The organism is Shimazuella alba (assembly GCF_009831235.1).
GTDB classification, from domain to species: Bacteria; Bacillota; Bacilli; order Thermoactinomycetales; family Thermoactinomycetaceae; genus Shimazuella; species Shimazuella alba.
Map to the genome: position 1 here is coordinate 1 of NZ_WUUL01000009.1, position 15980 is coordinate 15980.

Annotated in this window: 13 protein-coding genes; 8 read left to right on the plus strand and 5 right to left on the minus strand. The window is 38.2% G+C overall.

Going from position 1 to position 15980, the window contains the following annotated elements; all coding sequences use genetic code 11:
- Positions 1-36 precede the first annotated feature (36 nt).
- From clpX to tig, 3 genes are all read right to left on the minus strand, one after another.
- Positions 37-1302 carry an ATP-dependent protease ATP-binding subunit ClpX gene (gene clpX / locus GSM42_RS13445; RefSeq protein WP_160802057.1) on the minus strand — a complete coding sequence of 422 codons (1266 nt, stop codon included), beginning with the start codon at positions 1300-1302 and terminating at the stop codon, positions 37-39.
- Positions 1303-1324: 22 nt separating this feature from the next.
- A complete protein-coding gene (gene clpP / locus GSM42_RS13450) occupies positions 1325-1891 on the minus strand; it encodes an ATP-dependent Clp endopeptidase proteolytic subunit ClpP (RefSeq protein ID WP_160802199.1) in 567 nt (188 codons plus the stop codon).
- A 105-nt stretch (positions 1892-1996) separates the two neighbouring features.
- Positions 1997-3289: a trigger factor gene (gene tig, locus GSM42_RS13455; RefSeq protein ID WP_160802058.1), complete on the minus strand. Its 1293-nt coding sequence runs from the start codon at positions 3287-3289 to the stop codon at positions 1997-1999.
- A gap of 585 nt (positions 3290-3874) precedes the next feature.
- On the opposite strand from tig, the gene GSM42_RS13460 reads away from it, so the two are divergent.
- The 6 genes from GSM42_RS13460 (at position 3875) to GSM42_RS13485 (ending at position 10957) form a co-directional block, all read left to right on the plus strand.
- Entirely contained in the window at positions 3875-5470 is a 1596-nt protein-coding gene (locus GSM42_RS13460) for a spore germination protein (protein ID WP_237446607.1), read from the plus strand.
- 20 nt (positions 5471-5490) lie between these two features.
- Complete coding sequence (locus GSM42_RS13465) at positions 5491-6591, plus strand: GerAB/ArcD/ProY family transporter (RefSeq protein ID WP_237446608.1); 1101 nt, start codon at positions 5491-5493, stop codon at positions 6589-6591.
- Complete coding sequence (locus GSM42_RS13470; protein ID WP_160802059.1) at positions 6575-7744, plus strand: Ger(x)C family spore germination protein; 1170 nt, start codon at positions 6575-6577, stop codon at positions 7742-7744. The genes GSM42_RS13465 and GSM42_RS13470 overlap by 17 nt, the downstream gene beginning before the upstream one ends.
- A 50-nt stretch (positions 7745-7794) precedes the next feature.
- Entirely contained in the window at positions 7795-8964 is a 1170-nt protein-coding gene (locus GSM42_RS13475) for a Ger(x)C family spore germination protein (protein WP_160802060.1), read from the plus strand.
- Positions 8965-8984: 20 nt separating this feature from the next.
- Positions 8985-10142, plus strand: a complete 1158-nt coding sequence (locus tag GSM42_RS13480) for a Ger(x)C family spore germination protein (RefSeq protein WP_160802061.1) — start codon at positions 8985-8987, stop codon at positions 10140-10142.
- A 218-nt stretch (positions 10143-10360) separates the two neighbouring features.
- Positions 10361-10957 (plus strand): hypothetical protein, encoded by a 597-nt coding sequence (locus GSM42_RS13485; protein WP_160802062.1) that lies wholly within the window; start codon positions 10361-10363, stop codon positions 10955-10957.
- Between the two features lie 109 nt (positions 10958-11066).
- Here GSM42_RS13485 and GSM42_RS13490 read toward each other — a convergent pair whose 3' ends face one another.
- Positions 11067-11555, minus strand: a complete 489-nt coding sequence (locus GSM42_RS13490) for a DinB family protein (RefSeq protein WP_160802063.1) — start codon at positions 11553-11555, stop codon at positions 11067-11069.
- 165 nt (positions 11556-11720) lie between these two features.
- Between GSM42_RS13490 and GSM42_RS13495 the strand changes: the two genes are divergently transcribed.
- Together GSM42_RS13495 and GSM42_RS13500 are read left to right on the plus strand one after the other, a co-directional pair.
- The gene (locus GSM42_RS13495; RefSeq protein WP_160802064.1) at positions 11721-13568 is read left to right on the plus strand and encodes a terpene cyclase/mutase family protein; all 1848 of its coding nucleotides are present in this window, start codon (positions 11721-11723) and stop codon (positions 13566-13568) included.
- A gap of 85 nt (positions 13569-13653) precedes the next feature.
- On the plus strand, positions 13654-14337 hold the full coding sequence (locus tag GSM42_RS13500; RefSeq protein ID WP_160802065.1) for a hypothetical protein: 684 nt from the start codon (positions 13654-13656) through the stop codon (positions 14335-14337).
- Positions 14338-14623: 286 nt separating this feature from the next.
- Here the strand turns inward: GSM42_RS13500 and GSM42_RS13505 are convergent, their stop codons facing one another.
- Positions 14624-15895, minus strand: coding sequence for an MFS transporter (locus tag GSM42_RS13505; protein WP_160802066.1), 1272 nt, complete (start codon positions 15893-15895; stop codon positions 14624-14626).
- Positions 15896-15980 lie beyond the last annotated feature (85 nt).

The window sequence follows — 15980 nt, forward strand, 5'->3', positions numbered from 1 at the left end:
GTGATCCTCAACAAGAGGATCACTTTTTTTAAGACTTTATGCTGATTCTTCTTTCTTTTTATTGACAACTCTACCTTCTCTTGTTGTCAACTTTGGCGCTTCTTTACTTACCACTGCTTCTTTGGTAATAGAGCACTTAGTTACATCATCGCGTGATGGCAAATCAAACATAACATCGAGCATGATCGACTCGATAATGGAACGCAAGCCACGCGCTCCTGTTTTTCGCTTGATTGCCTCCGCAGCGATTGCCTCTAGTGCTTCTTTTTCAAAATGAAGCTCTACATTATCCATCTCAAGCAATTTACTATATTGTTTAACAAGAGCATTCTTTGGTTCAGTCAAGATCTGAATGAGGGCATTCTCATCCAGTGGTTCCAAAGTAGATACAACTGGAAGACGACCTACAAACTCGGGAATCAAACCAAATTTCAACAGATCTTCAGGAAGGACCATTTTGAGGTATTCCCCTGGCTTCATGGTCATGTTCTGCATATCCGAACCGAATCCGATTACTTTTTTACCGTTACGCCGTTTGATCAACGTTTCCAATCCATCAAATGCCCCGCCACAAATAAACAAGATATTGCTCGTATCGATTTGGATAAATTCTTGATGTGGATGCTTGCGTCCTCCTTGAGGTGGAACACTAGCAACAGTGCCTTCTAATATTTTAAGAAGCGCCTGCTGTACACCTTCCCCAGACACATCACGAGTAATAGAAGGATTTTCAGATTTACGAGCGACTTTATCGATCTCGTCAATATAGATAATTCCACGTTCTGCCTTCTCTACATCAAAGTCAGCAGCTTGAATTAATTTCAACAGGATGTTCTCTACATCTTCACCAACATAGCCCGCTTCGGTTAAAGAAGTAGCATCAGCGATAGCAAATGGTACATTTAAGATTCGGGCCATCGTTTGTGCAAGTAAAGTTTTCCCGCTACCGGTAGGTCCTAGTAGCAAGATATTACTTTTGGATAGTTCCACATCATCTGTTTTAGGAGTGGAATTCACCCTTTTGTAATGATTATATACTGCAACAGAGAGCGATTTTTTCGCCAGATCTTGACCAATGACATATTGATCAAGAATATCTCTAATTTCTTGAGGTTTTGGCAAGTTTTTAAGATCTAATTCCTCTTCACTACCCAATTCCTCTTCCACAATCTCATTGCATAACTCAATACATTCGTCACAAATATAAACACCAGGCCCTGCAACTAATTTACGCACTTGATCTTGGGACTTTCCACAGAAAGAGCACTTTAATTGACCTTTTTCTTCATTGAACTTGAACAAGATCGGTTCACCCCTTTCAATGTTAGATACGTACTAGTACGTCATCTACTAGTCCATATTCTTTTGCTTCTTCTGCACTCATAAAATTGTCACGGTCTGTATCTTTAGCAATCTGTTCCAGAGATTGTCCTGTACGTTCACTTAGGATTCGATTCAGTTGATCTTTTGTACGAAGGATCCAATCTGCATGGATTTTAATGTCAGATGCCTGTCCTCTAGCACCACCAAGGGGTTGGTGAATCATAATCTCACTGTTCGGTAGTGCAAAACGTTTCCCTTTTTCACCGGCGGCGAGTAAAAATGCTCCCATACTAGCTGCTAGACCAATACACATCGTAGATACTGCTGGTCCGATAAACTGCATGGTATCAAAAATCGCCATCCCTGCTGTTACACTACCACCAGGAGAGTTTATGTACATGGAAATATCTTTTTCTGGATCTTCAGCTGCTAAAAACAAAAGTTGTGCTACTACTAAATTAGATATGTTGTCATCGATCGGACTACCAATAAAAATAATCCTGTCTTTTAGCAGACGAGAATAAATATCGTAAGCTCGTTCGCCACGGTTGGACTGTTCTACCACCATCGGGACCAAGGGCACAGGTTAACACCTCATTTTTAAGAAATGCGATAATGCTACAGAACAAGGCACGTGAGAACGTGCCTTGAAATGAACAATCTCCTTATTCCATTATGCCGTATTTTTACGGTTCAATACAAGTAGATCAATAGTTTTCTTCCGTTTAAGAGAATCACGCAATGAATCAATATTACCTTGTTTGTTAATAATGTCTCGTACTTCTTCTACTTCACGATTCATTTCTTTTGCTGTTTGCACGATCTCTTCATCGATTTCTTCTTCTGATACCTCAACATTTTCTGCGATAGATATTGCTTCGATTACGAGATCAGCACGAACTTTTTTACTTGCATCTTCTTTCATCTGTGCTTTGATATCACTTTCAGATTGGCCTGTAAGTTGTGTATAAAGTTCAATGCTCAGTCCTTGATAGCTCAGATTTTGTACAAAGTGACCATACATGTGATCTACTTCATGATTGATCATAGCAGCTGGAATATCTACTTCTGCATTGTTAGAAGCAACTTCTACCACTTGGTTACGAATGTAATCTTCTTCTTCTTTTTTGAGTCGCTCTTCTAGTTTATGCTCAATATCTTTTTTTAGATCAGCTAATGTTTCTTCTTCGCTCACATCTTGAGCAAATTCATCATCTAGCTCAGGAAGACTTAAACGTTTAATTTCATGCAATTTCACACGGAATGTAGCAGGTTTTCCAGCTAATTCTGTCGCACGGTAATCCTCAGGGAATGTCACATCAACATCTTTATCTTCGCCAAGCGCAAGCCCAATCAGTTGTTCTTCGAAACCAGGGATGAAAGTGTTGGAACCAATCTCTAGAGAATAGTTGTCGCCTTTTCCACCTTCAAAAGCAACACCATCTACAAATCCTTCAAAATCAATTACCACATTATCTCCATTTTCAACGGTACCAGATTCAACTGGTTCTAATGTGCCTTGTTGTTTTTGCATTTTTAAGAGTTCTTCATTAATCGCTTCTTCCGTAACAGAGAAATCTTTTTCTTCAATCTCTACACCTTTGTATTCTCCAAGAGAAACTTCAGGTTTTACCGTTACAGTTGCGGTGAAGATAAGTGATTTTCCTTTTTCCAATTGTTCTACATCTACTTCTGGGCGATCAACAGGCTCAATTCCTGTTTCTTTGACTGCATCTTCATAAGCTTGAGGCAAAAGAATATCCAATGCATCTTGGTACAAAGATTCGACACCAAAACGTTTTTCAAACAATTGGCGAGGAATTTTCCCCTTACGGAATCCTGGTACGTTTACTTTTTGAGCCACTTTCTTAAATGCTTGGTCAAGAGCTGCAGATACTTTTTCTTCTGGTGTTTCTACTGTTAAAACCACTTGGTTATTATCATTCTTTACAAAACTAGCTGTCATCAAAAGAACCTCCTACAAGTCCATAAAATCTTTGCCGTATCAGCACTTACAACCATTCCATTATAAACACGTTCATGGAGAAGCGCAATAAATTAACCCTAAAGGGTATTATTTAGCATTATGTATATGGCCAGATAAAAACTATTTTACAACAAATAAAAGGAAGTGAGAAGATGGAACAATTTTCTGTTGCTATTTTTTAGTTTAAATCAATAAAAAATAGCATTTATAGGGAAAATAAATACCCTTTATGTACTTATGTTCTACGTGTTTTATTTAGCACCCTAACTGTTTTTGACTGTTAATGTCAGTATTTTACCTAAGGAAACTAAAAAATAACTTTCTATACTTATCTAACAGTACATAATGCTTTTCTTCATAGCGCAAGCTAAAAAAGATTAAATCTCCCCTCCTTCTTAAAGAAAAGGAATGAAGACATGTTTGAGAGCTTTTTTTCTAATTTATTGAAATGGGATATCTGGATAGGTGCTTTGATTACATTTATCATCCCTTTTGGAATACAAAAATTATCAGATTTTGTTCAAACAATCCTAAAATCTCCTAAAAAAAAATAGGAGCTCTGACATGAAGGGACAGATAGTACCTATGACGAAATGGCAACAAAAAAACACATCTGAGAATCAAAAAATAGAAAAAAATGATAGCGGCCATCAGTCCATAATTTCTAAACCAAATGATTTCACTACCGATATTCATGTGAATTTGAATCAGATAAAACAAGCGATAGGACATAATACTGATGTAATCTTTCGTTCTTTCCTACTAGGTTCAACTGGAATAGAAGCTTCTATTGTTTATGTTGATGGTTTAGTTGACAAAAAGTTGATTCAAGATCAGATCCTAAAGTCAATGATTTATGACTTGGCGGGTATCTTCTCAAGAGAAACACTTCCTACTCCTGATCATTTGAAAGATTGGATAAATAATCAGGTGATTGCCCTAAGTGAAATAAAAGAGGAGAAATCATTAGACAGCACAATTATTTCAATCTTAAGTGGCTCGACTGCTTTGTTAATAAACAATATTGATATAATTTTCCTCTTGGGAACAGTGTCTTTCAAGTCACGGTCCATCGAAGAACCCATTACAGAGTCCCTTGTTAGAGGTCCTAGAGAGGGATTTAATGAAAATTTAGCAGATAATAGAGCATTACTCCGCAAAGGGCTTCCAGATCCTTCTCTTACTATGGTGGAATATGAGGTAGGGCAACGTTCCAAAAAAAAATTACTATTATTATATCTGGAAGGGCTAACAAATCCAGATTTAATTTCCATTACCAAGGATAGAATAGAAAAATTTGATCTGGATATTGCCCTTGAGTCAGGGTATATCGAGCAGTTCATTCAAGATGATCATCTATCCCCTTTTCCACAAGTACAAAGTACGGAACGGCCCGATCGAGTAATAGCAGCGCTAACAGAAGGAAGAGTAGCTATTTTGTTGGATGGTACACCATTTGCATTGATCGTACCAGTTACTTTTTCCATGTTTTTGCAATCCCCTGAAGATTACTATGAACGCTGGATTCCTGGTTCATTGATTCGTATTCTTCGTTATCTAGCTGCTTTTGCAACTGTATTTCTCCCATCTATTTATATTTCTTTTATCTCTTTTCATCAAGGATTGATACCAACTAAGTTAGCTATTTCCATCGCAGCTACACGAGAGGGTGTTCCTTTTCCTTCTGTCATTGAGGCATTACTGATGGAAACAGCTATTGAAGTATTGCGAGAGGCAGGTTTACGTTTACCTCGTCCTGTAGGTCAAACGGTAGGTCTAGTAGGTGGATTAGTAGTTGGAGAGGCAGCTGTAAAAGCTGGAATTGTAAGTCCTATAATGGTGATAATTGTTGCTATTACCGCGATTTCCTCATTTGCTATTCCACAGTATGGAGCTGGAATAGCACTTAGAATGTTACGATTCGGCTCTATGCTCTGTGCCGCAATATGGGGATTATATGGTGTTATTCTCTTCTTTATCTTGCTGGCCATTCATCTTTGTAAATTAAAAAGCTTTGGTGTTCCTTACGTTTCACCAGCAGCACCTTATAGTATTAGCGGTTGGAAAGATTTTATTGTTCGATTTCCATTGATGACAATGAAGAATCGTCCTCAAATGATGCATGTTTTAGATGACAAACGCCAAAAAGATGATGTTTGAATAGATAGGGGTAAAATTCGTTGATAAAGCAAAAGGACCAAATAACCACAGCTCAAGCAATCGTTTATATATCTTCTCATATGACTGCTATGGGGATTTTAACACTTCCAAGGGTGGTAACTTCAGCGACTCAAACTCCTGATGGTTGGCTTTCTGTTCTCATCTCTGGACTGCTTCTCATTCTATTTAGCATGGTATTAATAAAACTTTGCCAACGATTTCCTGAAGAAACATTTTATCAGTTCAGTCAGAAAATTATAGGAAAATGGTTTGGGATATTACTTAGTCTGGTATTGATTATTTATTTTTTATTGCTAGGTGCATTTGAAGTTCGTGGAATGGCAGAGGTGACACATTTGTATTTGTTACCTCGAACACCTTTTATGGCTACTGTTGTGCCTTTTATCTGTTTAGGTGTTTATTTGATAGTGGGAGGAATTAACCCGATAGCTCGTTTGTTTGATATATTGTTACCTCCAACCATCCTTGTCTTTCTCATCGTCATTCTTTTAAGCTTAAAGACATTTGAAATAAATAACTTACGTCCCATACTGGGTATGGGAGTTTTGCCAGTGGTCAAAGGAATACAACCTACCGCTTTATCTTTAACTGGGATTGAAAGCATGCTTGTTGTTTTCTCTTTTATGAAAGAACCTCACAAAGGCATCAAAGCAGCTACTATTGGGATTTCCATTCCATTGTTTTTTTACATCATGACTACCATTTTTACGATAGCTTCATTAGGTGTTGCAGGAGTTCAAACAAAAACATGGCCTGTACTAAGTTTGTTCCGCCAATTTGAATACACTGGGATAATATTTGAGAGATTTGAGACCTTTATATTAGCAATTTGGATTTTGCAAATCTTCACTACTTTTGTAACGTGTTATTATATAGCTGTTCTTGGACTCTCTCAGTTATTCCAAACTAAGATCAAACCATTTATTTTTGGATTAGCACCTATCTTATACTTAATAGCTCTATCACCAAAAAATATCAATGATGTCTTTCATTTTGGTAATCTACTCGGTTATTTTGGTTTGCTCTTTATTTTACCAATTCCTTTGATGTTACTTCTAATTGCTATTTGGAGAGGGAAGAAACATGTGTCTGCATCATAAGCTATTTCTAATCTGTTTATTATTCTTTATTTTAACGGGTTGTTGGGACAGTCATGATATTGAAGAGTTATATATGGAAATTGGTGCTGCCTTGGACAAACCAAAAACCTCAACATTACGACGAAACAAGGAACAAAATCAAATAAAACTCACCTTGCAAAATATTTCTCCAACCCAGCTTCCTTCAGAATCTGATCAAGGAAACAAAAAGAAAAAATACCAAAATTTAACAGGTGTTGGAGATTCAGTGCTGGAAATTTTTCGTGAGTTTTCACTAAAAAATGATTCTCCCCCCTATGGCCAACATTTAAAAGTTCTGGTCATTGGTGAAGAACTATTGAAAGAAAAGAATTTGCAAATACTCCTCAGTCTTTTTAACAGATCTTTAGAGGTACGAGACAGTTGTATTTTGTTAGTTGCTAAAGGGGAAGCAGCAAAAACATTGAAAATATCTACTGATATTCCTGCATTCACCCTAATCGGAATCGGAGAAAATGAATCTCATTCTGCTAATTTGTTGCCTATTACCACAAATGGAAAAGCAACACGTTCTATGGCAAACGATGAGAATATGGCTATTCAGAGTGTTAGTACCAAAAATGGAAAAATTAAATTTAATAGCGCAGCTCTCATAAAAGGTGGAGTAAATAGATTAGTGGGTTACTTAGATGAAGATGAAGTAAAAGGTTTAAATATGCTCACAGGCGACATAAAAGGCGGTATATTAAAAGGAAAAGATCCGAAAACCAAAGGATTAATTGCATACAATATTTCGTCTGTAAAAAGTAGCATCACTCCATATATAGAAGGAAACCATCTTTCCTTTGATATAAGCATTAAATCTGTTGGTCGTTTAAATGAAGACGGGGTACATGCTGGAAACGCTTTTTCCAATAAGTTTATCCATAGAACAGAATTAGCGATAAAAGAAGAAACGGAACGGCTACTCAACCAGACACTTACCCGATTACAAAAGCAGCAAAAACTAGATGTAGCAGGATTTGGAGAACAAGTACGCATTCACTATCCAAAACAATGGAATCATTTGAAAAGGAATTGGGACAAATATTTTAGCGAAGCGTCTATTAAACTAAATGTTTCCATTACTGTAGAAGATTATATGGTAAAAGGAAAAAAAGAAATATCACAATAATACCTTCTATTTTTTTGTATTTGATCTACTAGAGAAAGGAGAGTTAAGTAGTGTTCCGATGTTATTTTATCATTTTTATCTCTTGTTGTTTCTTGTTCTTAATGGGTTGTTGGGACAGCCGTGATATTGAACAACTAAATATCCATGTCGGAACTGCTCTGGATAAAGCATCTCCTACTGCATCTTCCAAAAACCAACATCTCATAAAACTTACCACTCAGTCTATTTCCGCTAAACCATCTATTTCTCAAAATGAACAAAATAGTCAAGTGCAAGGACAACAATATCAAAACATAACAGGTTCGGGAAATTCTATAATTGAAATCATTGATCGATTTTCACAAGAAAATGAAAAACCATCATACGGACAACATTTAAAAGTTATCATTATCGGAGAAAAACTTGCAAAAGAAATGAATATGGAAATGATTCTTGAACAACATTCCCGTACTTATGAAATAAGAGACAGCTGTATATTGCTTATTGCAAGAGGTTTAGCAGCTGATACCTTAAAAATACCAAAAGGTATTCCCGCTTTTACTCTTATCGGGATTGATAAGAACCAATATAAAACATCTCGATTGTTACCGCCACTTTCTATTGGCAAGGCAATTAATATTATGTCTGCCCGCAAAGATTTTATCATCCAAGGTGTACAAGTTAAGCATGGGAAAATAGACTTTAACCATGCTGCAATTATAAAAGGAGACACCAATAAATTAATTGGGCATTTAGATGAAAGAGAAATAGAAGGTCTTAACTGGTTGACTGGAAATGTAAAAGGAGGAATTGTGAAAGGAAGAGATCCAAAAACAAATGGACTTATTCTTTATGAAGTATCAACCGTAAAAAGCAAAATCTCCCCTCATTTAAAAGGAAATCATATCTCTTTTGATGTAGATATTGAATCCAGCGGTAGATTAAATGAAGATGCGGTTTCAGCAGGTAATGCCTTTTCTAATAAATTTATAGAACGAGCGCAAATTGCCGCCACACAAGAAATTAAAAACCAAATAAATCGAACGCTTCATAAGTTACAAAAACAATATCAAACAGATGTAGTTGGATTTGGGGAACAATTACGTATTTATTACCCAAAAGAATGGGTTCAAATCGAAAAAAATTGGAATAAGCGCTTTAGCAACGTTCCGATTAGGTACCATGTGAACATTACGATTAAAGATTATATGGAAAAAGGAAAAAAAGAAGTGTCTAAATAAAACGATTGGAGGTGAATCAAATGTTACAATTACGTAGAATTGCTTTCGTAACCTGTATATTTCTATTATTATCTGGTTGTTGGGACAGTCGAGATATTGACCAAATAAGCTTTATCGTCGGATCGGCATTTGATAAAGCTCCTGATGGTATCTCAGATAATCAAAAAAACCGTGTAAAATTAACCATACAGTCTATTTCTCATACGCCTAGTGATACTGAATCTAGTAATTCGAAACAGAAGTACCAAAATATTTCTGGAATTGGGGATTCAAAATTAGAAATCATTCGTCAGTTTGCCCTGAAATCTGAACATCCTGGAATAGGCTCCCACCTTAAAGTGACAATAATTAGTGAGAAACTGCTTCGTGATATGAATTTACAACAATTACTCAGCTTTCATGAACGTACATATGAGGTACGAGATAGCTGCATTATGTTAATTTCTAAAGGTGTAGCTGCAAATGCATTAAAAATATCCGCAGAAGTACCTTCTTTCGAACTAGTCGGAATCAGCGCAAATAGATACAAAACTGCAAACTTAATTCCTCCTATGACACATGGAAAGTTACAAAGTCTTATGGAAGCCAATACAAGTTTTATTGTCCAAACGATACAGACTCATCAAAAAGAAATTAAATTTAGTGGTGGGGCACTTATTAAAGGGGATACCAAAAAATTGGTTGGTCTTTTAAATGAAAAGGAAGTCAAAGGACTAAACTGGATTACTGGAAATATAAAAGGGGGAATAGTCAAAGCAAAAGACCCAAAAACAAAGGGACTCCTGCTTTATGACATAACATCAGTAAAAAATGAAATTATTCCTCATATCATCAAAGATCACATATCCTTCAATGTAAATATAGAAACAAAGGGTAGATTAAATGAAGATTGGGTACTTGCTGGCAATGCATTTTCTAATAAATTTATCAACCGTGCAGAACTAGCTATAAAAGCGGAAATAGAAAAAGAAATAAGCCAAACACTGAAAAAACTACAAAAAGAATACCATATAGACGCTGCTGGCTTTGGAGAACAACTGCGTATTCACTATCCAAATCAATGGAAACAAATGGAGAAAAATTGGGACAAACAATTTGGTGAAGTCCCGATTAAGTATCAAGTAAAAATAACCATTAGCGATTATATGGTGAAAGGAAAAAAAGAAACATCGAAATAGCGTAAAATATTATGATTGAGATATAAAGTTATGTTCTTTTTTCATTTCCTTTATCAACAATAAAATGATTCATTTTGTTATGTCTATTAGCTACTTCTCTTCTTTCTTTCATCCAAATAAATATTTCTATTCAAAAAAATAACATGAATAATTCCAATACTCTTTCATATAAATAAATTGTTTGCCATATACCTACCATTTTTTTAAGGGGGATTTGAATGACAAGAAAGTTTTTTGTGAAGATTTGTCCCATTATCGCTTTTGTTTTCATCTTAGCTCTGAGCTTTAACATGCCCACCACAAATGCTTCGGCCAGTACTCTACCCCAAAATCTGAAAATAGATTCTGTCGATGGTCAGACCTATAATGCGCAGAAACATAAGAAGATCGTTGCTTTTATTATTTATCGTAATGCTGTCCAAGGAAAGCATATCCTCGGGTTTTCAACATTTGAAAAATATAACGCCTACAAACAACAAAACCTTGCCACTCAAAATGCTGACGCTAAAGCTGCTGCATACTCCTATTTTTATGAACATACATCGTTTGATAACAGGGGTCTAGGAGCCTCTATTCGCCTGCAAGTCGGCTATAACTTCTACTATGTAGGAGATAATTGGAACGATCGAATCTCTTCAACAAATATACATCCCTCCTCCTCTATAACGATATACCAGCACTGGCATTATGAAGGATATCATTATACTTTTGTGAATAACGGAGGTAACTATTGGTTCCGAAACTTCACAGACTATAAAATGCCAAATGGGCATAGCTGGAACGACCAAATATCATCCGTAAAATCAGGCTGGTAGTTCTTATTTCATAAAAGGATACCCCACCCGCTTTTTGGATGGGGTATTTGATTATTTCTATGTAGAAAATACTGAAAACCAAGTCTAATTATTCGATGACTAGAAATTTTTATCCCTTTACTCCTTTTGCCGAATCCCATGATAATTGCTGTTTTCGAATGTATACTATCTGCCCGATATGATAGGCATTATGAAGGGTCAGATTGGATAAGACAGACGACCAAGCATAATCTAAGTTTTCGGTTGCCAAACCATCCAGTTTATCTTCCTCACTATTTTCCATTGCATCTATCCATTTTGATAAAATCAGATAACACTTTTCCACCGTCTCTTGCCAGTTCCATCCATCTATTGGTGCAAAAGTATTATCATTTTTGCTTGAAGTTTCCCACGCAGCAATCCCTTGAAAACGATCATAGTATCGTTCATTCCAATAAATGAGATGATTTACAATCTCCCATATCGAATTAGTCTGCTCCCCAGCTTTCCAAGAAGCTTGTTCTGTTGTTAACCCATCTAATGCGTTTCGAAGCGACACAAACCAATTGCTTTGGTCATAACAAACAGCCCATTGGTCTTGAAAGACATTCTTTTTCATTCCCCAAACCCCTTCAATATTAAAAATTCATATCCTATTTCAATATCTTTTCCAATACCCAACAAAATTTGATACCTGTGTTTAACGAGTTCTCAGAGCGACTTTCCACATGTTCTCCTTTTTCATCGAATATCCATAAGAAAAAACAAAGGAGTCATCCTGATTATGGAACAGATCGAATTAATGATCGATCGTTTGTCAAACGAACTGATTAACCAGCAAAAATCCGATGGCAGTTGGCGTTTCTGCTTTGAAAGTGGAATTATGACTGATGCTTATATGCTGTTGCTAATAAAGATTTTGGGAAAAAAGGCGGATGTAATAGAGCACATGCTAATTAATCGTATCTTCTCTAGACAAAACACCAAAGGTACTTGGAACTCTTTCCCTGATGAAAAAGGTGGCAATCCTTCCGCAACCGTTGAAGCATGTATAGCACTTTTGTATAGCAATAAACTAAATGATAGACGACTTGAAAAAGCAAAAAAATATTTATCCGAATCCAACCAAATCGATCAAGCTAATCCGCTAACACGAACCATATTAGCCATATTTGGACATTATCCATGGAACCATCTTACCAAATTACCGATCGAATTTTTTCTTCTTCCTACTTGGGGGCCCATTCATTTCTTTGATTTTGTGGGTTATGCACGGACTCATTTAGCTCCAATCATGCTGATACAAGATCGAAAGTTCATCATTTCTTTGCCTAAACATAGGCAAGTTGCTAAATGGTTGCCAAAAAGTTCTACTCATAAAAAATTTTCACAACGAATAAAAGAGAAAATTTATCCTTTCATCCCTCATCAATACCTCAGCGAAAATGTCCATCAGCGTGCATCTAACTGGGGAGAAAAGTTTTTGTTAGGCCGGATTGAACCAGATGGAACACTTTATAACTACATGAGCTCTACTTTTCTAATGATTATCGCCCTACTCGCTCTTGGGTATCCCAAAAATCATCCTGTCATTGAAAAGGCTTACATAGGATTGCTGTCAAATTATTTTTGTACCCTTCCAAACGGAGGACATGTGCAAGAAGCAAACTCCACTGTTTGGGATACTGGATTAACCCTGCATGCTTTGCTGGAAGCAGGTGTCAATCCTCAACACCCCACTATCCAAAAAGGAAAATCCTATTTGCTTTTGCGTCAGCATACGAAGTTTGGTGACTGGGCACTCCTTCATAAAAGTGTTATGCCTGGTGGTTGGGGATTTTCTGATCACAACACCATAAATCCAGATGTAGACGATACAACAGTAGCTTTGCGTGTTTTGACGTCCTCCTTTGAAGAAAAACAAATACAAAAATCATGGAACAAAGCTGTTATTTGGTTACTATCGATGCAAAATAGAGATGGTGGATGGCCTGCATTTGAAAAAGACACTGGGAAACCCTGGCAATCTTTCCTTCCTGACCTCGGAAGCAAAGTATGGGGAGATCCATCTATGGCGGACTTGACAGGAAGAACATTGGAGTTTCTGGGAAATTATACGACCTATTCTCAGCAACAATATGTAGTAAATAAGGGTAAAAATTGGCTTATTCAAAATCAATGTGACGATGGTTCATGGTTTGGCAGGTGGGGAGTGACATACATATATGGAACTTGGGCAGCTTTAACAGGGTTAGCTGCAATAGGAGTGAAAAAAGATCATCCTACGATACAAAAAGGAATAAAGTGGCTATGTTCTATACAGCAAAATGATGGAGGTTGGGGAGAATCGTGTTACAGCGATCAGAAAATGAAATATCAAAAGCTTTCTTTCTCCACTCCGGTGCAAACCGCTTGGGCACTCGATGCCCTGATATCCTTTCATGATGCACCCACGGTGGAAATAAATGCAGGAATCAGACGATTACTTCAATTATTGGAGCAACGAGGAGAGGAATGGAAATACCCAGTCGGCAGTGGTTTAGCAGGGGAGTTTTATGTGTATTATCATAGCTATCCATTTGTATGGCCTCTCATAACACTTAGTCGTTATTACAAAAAATACAAAGAGTAAACCTTTTACTAATATTCTTTACTTTATCAATCCAGACTGTTTATGATAGTTCTAAGACAATTGATCTCCTCGGAGGAGGCAGCAAATGTCCCGTTCCATCACTCCACCTCTGGCTGTCTTACATTCCAAAGGGAATACCATCCATCTCTCGACTGTGAGTGAGGATGGAGTCGGAGGACGAAAGTATCTGATCAACTTCGGTCGATTCCAGTCCAAGCAAACCGCTGGCGGAATCCAGGTACTCACTGCCGTGAACTACATCGTGATCGTCTGCGGGAGTTCCTTCATGGTACTTCCCAAAGACTCGAGCAGCCCGAAACCGTACAGGTGTGGTCTGAGCAACGACCCCTTCACCACACAATGCAGCCAGAAACGATCCTATCTGCTCTTCCACCAGTGGGTGCAGATCAACGAAGAAGGTCGTGTGCTCCCAGTGGGACAGAGCTGTAGTTCGACCAATCTAAATCCATCCCTGCGAAGTGGAGCCATCTTCTTCGTAAGTCCCCTCAAACAAGCAGGCCAGAGGGAGAGCGACATCGAGCTGCATCATCTCATGCATCACTTCGTGATCGTGAGGGATGAAAAGCACTTCCTGGTGCTTCCCACCGGCACCCACACTGCCCGATCAGCGTTTAAATTCGGAACGTATTCTGAATTCGGGCACGAGAAGCACAAGGAAGCAGCCGTGTATGGCAAGTGGCTCCGCTGCCCTGAGGGCAGCAAGTGGTTCACCTGCCAGAAAAAGCTCGTATGCCTCTTCGGCATCTAGTCAGGAACATAGGATAACCCCTCCAGAAAAGAGGTAGTATCAACCGCTCCACTCTAACAAACAAAGAGTGGAGCCCAATATTTTCATCCACAAAAAAGCCAACCTTCTGTCATTGCCTAAGAAAGTACAGCGTGTTTTTCTTTTTGTAGAACTATTTTGGTACTAAATAGTCTTGTTTTTCCGCACACGGACTAAGATACCAGAAAACTTCTCAAAAACATCCCCCTAGCTGCTCTGCTCACACCATTTGGTGATCACTAAACACTAGAGGGGCGGGTGTTATGACTCAGTTGGAGGAGCTGGCTTCCACAGTATCTCCCTCATCTCTCTCCGCGTTTTCATGCGGTGGATATTTGATGAATGGAATGACAGCCAGTGTTCCTGCGACAATCAACGATCCCCAAAGCCAGAGATCGCGGTGGATACCAGTCCATCCAAATAGGATAGCACATAGCATACTACTTACCGAAAGGAATAGATTTACTGATCCAACAGCTATTCCTTTACGGTCAGGATCAATGGAACGGTTCATCAGGAATCCATAGGAATTAGACGCTGTTCCATAAGTGATTCCAAATAGACTTGCGATCAAAATAAAATAGACATGTTCGACATCAACCCAGTATAGACATTGGAATCCTCCAATAGAAAAGACACTGGCAACAGCGATGATACCACGTTCATCCCATCCTTTAGGAATACACGCAGAAATCCATTTGCCTGCCAAACAGGCAAGGGCGAATGCAGTAAGTGCAGCACCAGCCAGCCATGTCTCATGGATAAACAAGGGAAAATAACCTCCTCCTCCGATGAGCATAAAGACGAAGTCATTTCCAATAGTCGGAATAAGCCTGCCGAAAGCCAGAGCCCACAGACTGCTCTCCGATCTTACAACTGTGAACCATTGCCTACGTCCCGATGGTACCCTCCGCTTGTCCTGAAGGTTTCTCTTTTCTGTTTTTTTACATTTTTCACCGAGATCTACCCTCCAGACAAGAGGAATAGTAAGCAGATTGAGCAATGAACCGCACACTGCCCAAGTCATGGGGTTAGCGATCAGCCAAAAGCCCATGATTTTGGCAATGGAGGTAGCTGCCGCTGTTAGCGCTTCATTCAATGCCATTGTTTTTTTGTGGGCTGTTCGTTCCTCACTCGCCACCATCCGAAGCAGAGAGCCTAATCCTCCGTAGATCACACTGTCCAATAGAATCTGGATACAGCGAATGACGTAGAGCGTGGTGGGATCTGGCAGTGACAATGCCCAAGGATAAATAAGCATCATCATCGCATTTCCTACACTGGCAACCATGATGACCGGTTTTACCCAAGGACCTCGGTTGATCATCGTCACGAGAGCTGCAAGGATGGATACTCCTGCAAGCAAGGTGTTAAGGGTTGAAATTTCCTTCTCTAATCCTTGCTGTTGCATCAGCTTGGAAAAAGGAGAATTAACGAAATGGTTTTGTGACAAATAAACATTGAATGAAACCATCGCCATCATGACGGATGGACTCAACCACTCGGGGCGTTTCAACCACTCTAGAAATTTGCGGGACATGCCGCTCCTTAATCTGTTAGTCACTCTCTTTTTCTTACCCGCACAGAAGAAAAAAGATTTTCCAACTGCTATTGTTAGTATATCT